The organism is Enhygromyxa salina (genome assembly GCF_000737335.2).
In the GTDB taxonomy this organism is placed as follows: domain Bacteria; phylum Myxococcota_A; class Polyangia; order Nannocystales; family Nannocystaceae; genus Plesiocystis; species Plesiocystis salina_C.
The window spans coordinates 1-5,617 of sequence record NZ_JMCC02000205.1 but is presented as its reverse complement, the minus strand read 5'-3'; the positions used below and the strand labels follow the sequence as shown (position 1 = coordinate 5,617).

Annotated in this window: 4 protein-coding genes; 2 read left to right on the top strand and 2 right to left on the bottom strand. The window is 66.4% G+C overall.

What is annotated here, in order from left to right:
• Positions 1–470: 470 nt before the first annotated feature.
• Entirely contained in the window at positions 471–836 is a 366-nt protein-coding gene (locus DB30_RS39910; protein WP_052559287.1) for a Mu transposase domain-containing protein, read from the top strand.
• Positions 837–1,024: 188 nt separating this feature from the next.
• Positions 1,025–4,897, top strand: a complete 3,873-nt coding sequence (locus DB30_RS39905; RefSeq protein ID WP_146662809.1) for a DUF4215 domain-containing protein — start codon at positions 1,025–1,027, stop codon at positions 4,895–4,897.
• Between the two features lie 9 nt (positions 4,898–4,906).
• On the opposite strand, the gene DB30_RS39900 is transcribed toward DB30_RS39905, so the two are convergent.
• Positions 4,907–5,107, bottom strand: coding sequence for a hypothetical protein (locus DB30_RS39900; protein ID WP_052559283.1), 201 nt, complete (start codon positions 5,105–5,107; stop codon positions 4,907–4,909).
• The coding region (locus DB30_RS39895; protein WP_146662807.1) for an OmpA family protein at positions 5,095–5,617 on the bottom strand (523 nt) is incomplete at its 5' end. The genes DB30_RS39900 and DB30_RS39895, both read right to left, overlap by 13 nt.

Genomic DNA, 5,617 nt, shown 5'->3' with positions numbered 1-5,617 from the left:
CACCTTCTCTTGCGGGATTGCGGGATTGCGGGATTGCGGGATTGCGGGATTGCGGGATTGCGGGATTGCGGCTAACCTCCCGCTGGCCCCTCGGTCGCATGTGCTGCGAGCGTGCTGTGACCCTGCACGCCCGGGCATTGGCAGCGAGCACGCCGTGATAGCCAGCGGCGCAACGACACGATGAACGCGTCGAGCACGTCGGCACACAGCTTGCGGTCGTAGCCCATCGCATAGCCCTGACACAGCGGCCGGTGCAAACTGGGAAGAAAAGAACCGCAACACGCTCGTCTTGGGTGCTGGGGGATTAATGTCGATTCCGACGACAGTCCTACTCATGCGGGCCCGTCCTCAACCGCAGCTACCGCGAGCTCGCGCGCTACTACAATTTCCAAGTCGATCCGACGCCGCCCTACAACCCCGAGAAGAAGGGCAAGGTCGAGTCGGGGGTCGGCTACATCAAGCACAATTTCATGGCCACGATCGGCGCGGAGCGTGACGTCACCGTGCTCAATCCTCGCCTGACAAACTGGGTGCTCGAGGTCGCCGGTCAGCGCAAGCACGGGACCACGCACAAGCGACCGCTCGAGGTCTTCGAAGCGATTGAGAGGTCCAAGATGCTCCCGCTGCCAACGCTCCGCTGGGAGCCGATCACGTGGCGTCAGCCGATGCTTCAGCGTGATTGCCACGCCCTCGTCGGGGGTGCCCGCTACTCCGCGCCGTGGCGCCTGATCGGCAAGCAGTTGCTCGCGCGCGTCGGCTCCAAGAGCGTCGAGCTGTACTTCGAGAACACTCGCGTGGCGACCCATGATCTCAGGCCGCCAGGTGGACGTAGCTGAGCTTGCCGAACACCCCCTACCCCACAGCACCGACGAGATCCCATGACCCCAGCGGCGGGCTCCCACCGGGAAGTCGCGCACGCGTCACCACGCCGATCGAGGTGTCGTGGAGCGAATTCCTGACTCGCGCCATGCACCCCAATCGTCCTGAGGCTTGACGATGTCGCGCGCCTGACTATCCTCGCGGGATGTCGAGAATCCTGCTGCGATCGAGCCTTTCTTGCCTGGCGATCTTCGTGGGGGCCTGCACCGACGACACAGTCTCTGCCGACTCCGCGATGACGGCGACGGACACCGAGTCTGGCGGGGCCGAAACCGATACCGAAGACACCGGAACCACCGGCGACGGCGACGGTGACCCCGCGACCACTGGCGATGGTGATGGCGACGAGCCCGAGGCCGAGTGTGGCAACGGCGTGCTCGAGGCCGATGAAGAGTGCGACGACGGGAACGCGATCCCCAACGATGCGTGCACCAACAACTGCACGCTCCCGGCGTGTGGCGACGGCATCATCCAAGCTGGCGAGGCCTGCGATGCCGGAGCCGACAACGGGCCCAACTCGGCCTGTCTCGACAGCTGCGAGGAGAACGTCTGCGGTGACGGCTACGTCGGGCCCGGCGAGGGCTGCGACGACGGCAACGACGACGACGACGACGCCTGCACCAACGCGTGCGCCCCGACGAGCTGCGGCGATGGGGTCTTGCAGGCCCAAAACGGCGAGCAGTGCGACGACGCCAACGACGACAACGGCGACGGCTGCCTCGACACCTGCGCGATTGCGACCTGCGGCGACAGCTACGTTCAGGTCGAGGATGGAGCCGGCGAACCCCTGCCCCTCGACCAACAAGAAGCGTGCGACGACGGGCCCCAAAACGCTGACACCGCCGGTTGCACGAATTCGTGCCAGATCGCCGCGTGTGGTGACGGGCTGGTCTACGAGGGCATCGAAGCCTGCGACAACGGGGCCGACAACGGCCCGATGGGCACCTGCCTCGACGACTGCGCCGACAACGTCTGCGGTGACACCTTCCTCGGCCCTGACGAGGCCTGCGACGACGGCAACGCCAACGACGACGATGGTTGCAGCTCAACCTGCGAGCTCGAGGGTTGCGGCGACATGGTCGTTCAGGACAACGAAGACTGCGACGACGGCCAAAACGGCGACAACGACGACGGCTGCACCGATGAGTGCCGGTTCGAGAGCTGCGGCGACGGCTACCTTCAAGACGACGAGGCCTGCGACGAGGGCGGCGACAACGCCAACTCCGGCGACTGCACCCTCGCGTGCACGGTCGCTACTTGTGGCGACGGCTTCGTCTGGGCCAACAACGAAGAGTGCGACAACGGCCCGCAAAACGACGACAACGCCGAGTGCACCCTCGCGTGCAACGATGCCGTGTGCGGCGACGGCCTCGTCGGGCCCGGCGAGGGCTGCGACGACGGCAACAACATGGCCGCTGATGGCTGCAGTCCGACCTGTATCTCCGAGGAGTGCGGCAACCAGATCGTCGATCCAGGCGAGGCCTGCGACGACGGCAACGACGTCGACGATGACGAGTGCACCAACGCGTGCACGATCCCGATCCCCTGCGATGGCCCCTACGTCTCCAAGGATACGTGCATCCCCAACGACCAGTGCGGGACCGTGTCCCGGCCGTGGTGCACGATCAGCACGGCGCTGATCAACTCGATCAGCTCGCCTATCCGCGTGGCCGGAGCGGGCAACGCCTACTTCGAGCAGGTCTCGATGCGCAGCGGATACGATGTCTTCGGCGGCCACGAGCCGACCTTCGTCGCGCCCCGTAACCCCGACCCCGAGACCAACAACACGGTCATCTACCACTACCTCCAGCCCGTCGAGTGGTTCGGCGCCGTGACCGACGCGACCCTCGACGGGTTCCGCGTCCAGCTCGACGGGCTCATCAACAACGAAAACCAGCCTCAGTACGACGAGGCCATCTACATCTCGGGCTCGGCGAACGCGACGGTCCGCAACGTCATCGTCGAACCCTTAGAACCCGGGGTCTACGCGACCCGGGCCTACGCCGTCTACATCGGCCCGGGCAACGGCGGGACCATCCTCATCGACGGCCTGACTGAGCTGCGGCCGCCGCGAGCGAGCAGCGTGTCGGCTGGCCTCGGCATCGCCGCGGGCGTCACCCCAGCCTCCCTGAGCGTCGACGGGGCCAGCATCCATGGTGGGACCGCCAGCAACAGCTACGGCATCGAGCACCTCGGCCGCAACTCGATGACCTTGACCAACGTCGTGATCGAGGCTGGGACCGTGACTGGGCAGGGTGCCAGCGCGGGCGTGCTCGCGGGCACGCTCGGCTACGGCCAGACCAGCATCAGCCAGTCGACGATCCACGGCGGCGTCTCGCGCCACGCCGTCGGCGTCGATCACGGCGAGGCCAGCGCGCTGACGATCACCGGCGGCACCATCACCGGCGGAGGGGTCCAGAACGCGGCCACGACCTCGACCGGCGTCCGGACCGAGGCCGTCGACAGCGTGACCATCAACGGCGCGACGATCACCGGCAGCGACGTCATCGGCGTGACCAAGGGCAGCGCGACGGTCGGCGTCGAGCTGCGCAACACCAACCTCGACCCCCTCACCGGCGCGACGATCACCAACGCGACCATCGACGGCGGCCGCCTGGCCTTCGCCCGCAGCGGCGTCAAGGTCCAGGGCATGGCGTTGAGCATCACCGGGAGCACCGTCTACGGCACGACCGAGGCTGGCCAGGCTGGCTCGGGCGTCGTGGTCAGCGGCGACTTCCCAGCCAACACCCCGGTCAGCATCGATCAAAACCCCGAGATCGTCGGCGGCCCCTACGGCGGCATCGGGATCCACGCCGTCGACCAGCCGATCCACATCACCGGCAACACCCTCATCGCCGGCTGCACGACCCCCTGTGGCGGCGCGACCGGGATCTACGTGGCCAGCAGCGGTCCGGGCACGCTGATCAGCGGCAACGACGAGATCGTCGGCGGACCCGGCGACACCTCGCTCGGGAACCATCACGGCATCCTGCTCTCATACGCCGACGCGACCGTGACCGACAACGCGCTGATCTCGGGCAACGCGGACCCCGACAACCCGATCCGCATGGCGACCTACGGCATCAAGCTGTCCTATGGCGAGCTGATCGCCGAGAACAACGACCTGATCCTCGGCGGTCACAGCGTGCGGATCTCGGTCGGCGAGAGCCAGGCCTATGGCATCCACGCGTTCTCGCCCAACAACAACGGCAGCAGCGACATCAACTTGCGCGACAACACGATCATCGGCGGGTCGAGCGAGTGGAAGACCTACGGCCTGCTGTTCGAGGGCAACGTCGCCGCAACCGTCGAACGCAACGAGGTCCACGTCTGCGCCTTCGACGGTGACGACCCCCGCTGCCTCGAGGACAACTACTCATCGGCGATCGCCACCGCCGACAACATCGGCTCAGTCTACCGCAACAACTTCTTCTTCGCCGGCTACTCGGGGAGCAACGCCGCCTGCACGATCGGCTGCGCCTACACCCTCGACTGCAACAGCGGCGACCCTGCCAACCTGACCTTCGCCAACAACTTGTGCTACCTCCGCCATGGCGACGCGGCGATGCGCATCGCGACCTTCTCCAACGCCAACATGATCCCGCCGCTGCTGCTCGACAACATCTTCTACGTCGAGAGCTGGGCCGGAAAGGGCGTGGTCTACGAGGGCGGCAACTTCGTCAACCGCGAGTTCGAATTGCGCAACAACGACTTCGTGACCGGGGGCGACTGCCTCGTCGAACACGAGGACTGGCCAGTCTGTGCCGACACGGCCGCCGAGGTCAACGCCCTCGACGGCAACGCCTACGTGCTCGCCTCGGGCAACGTCAGCATCGACCCGCTGTTTGCGACCCCGAGTCCATTCGCGCCGACCGTCACTGGCTATCACCTCGACAACAGCTGTGCGCTGCGCGACCTCGGCCTGGTCTCGGTCCTCGTCGACGAGGACTACGACGGCGACGCGCGCGACGACGGCAACGGCGCGTGGCCGGAGATCGGCCCTGACGAGTGCCCCTGATCACCGGTCCTAAATAAGGTCGTAGCAGGTCACATCTTCAAACTGGATCTCGGTGCTGTTGTAGTCGTTGCAGTCGTCGTAGGCGAGCAGATCGTGGCACCACCCGGGTCCACAGACCTTGACGGCGGCCCAGGTCAGAGGATCGCCCGGGCCCCCTTCGTCGGTGCACTGCAGGAGGGTGCCCGACTTGGTCGGGGTCACGTGGCACATCGGCGCCTCGTCTTGGTGCCCTGTTTTAGCGCGGTGCCGTAGTCCAGGTTCATCCGCTCGCGGAAGTTGAAGCGGGCGGTGCGGGTCAGGTTGCCGAAGTCGTTGTCGATCGGACCGGGATCCGTGTCCCAGCCCTTGGTTTGAGCGATCCAGAGCAACACGCGCTGGACGTCGGCGATCTCGAAGTGCTCATGGCAGTGCGCGGCCCAGGCGTCGGCGTCGCCGGTGAGCAGGTGCAGCACGTTGGTTGCGCGCTCGCTCGAGAGCGTGAGGTTGTCGGCGTTGTTGCCAACGGTGTCGGTGTGGCCGAACACGCAGATGTGCTTGTCGGGGTGGAACGCGGCGTGGCGCAGGACCGCCGCGATCGCGTGCAGGCCGGTCGCGGGGTTGTGGTCGTCGGCGTTCGTGTCGAAGCCACCGTCGGGCATGAGGATCTGCGCCGGCCCGTGCAAGACGGGCAGAATCCTCGCTTCTTGCACGAGAACGCCACGGCCAGCGACTCGCCACATT

Bases quoted from the DNA above. Each gene is read 5' to 3' on its own strand.
- DB30_RS39910 (WP_052559287.1), top strand. From the start codon at position 471: ATGGCCACGATCGGCGCGGAGCGTGACGTCACCGTGCTCAATCCTCGC.
- DB30_RS39905 (WP_146662809.1), top strand. From the start codon at position 1,025: ATGTCGAGAATCCTGCTGCGATCGAGCCTTTCTTGCCTGGCGATCTTC.
- DB30_RS39900 (WP_052559283.1), bottom strand. From the start codon at position 5,107: ATGTGCCACGTGACCCCGACCAAGTCGGGCACCCTCCTGCAGTGCACC.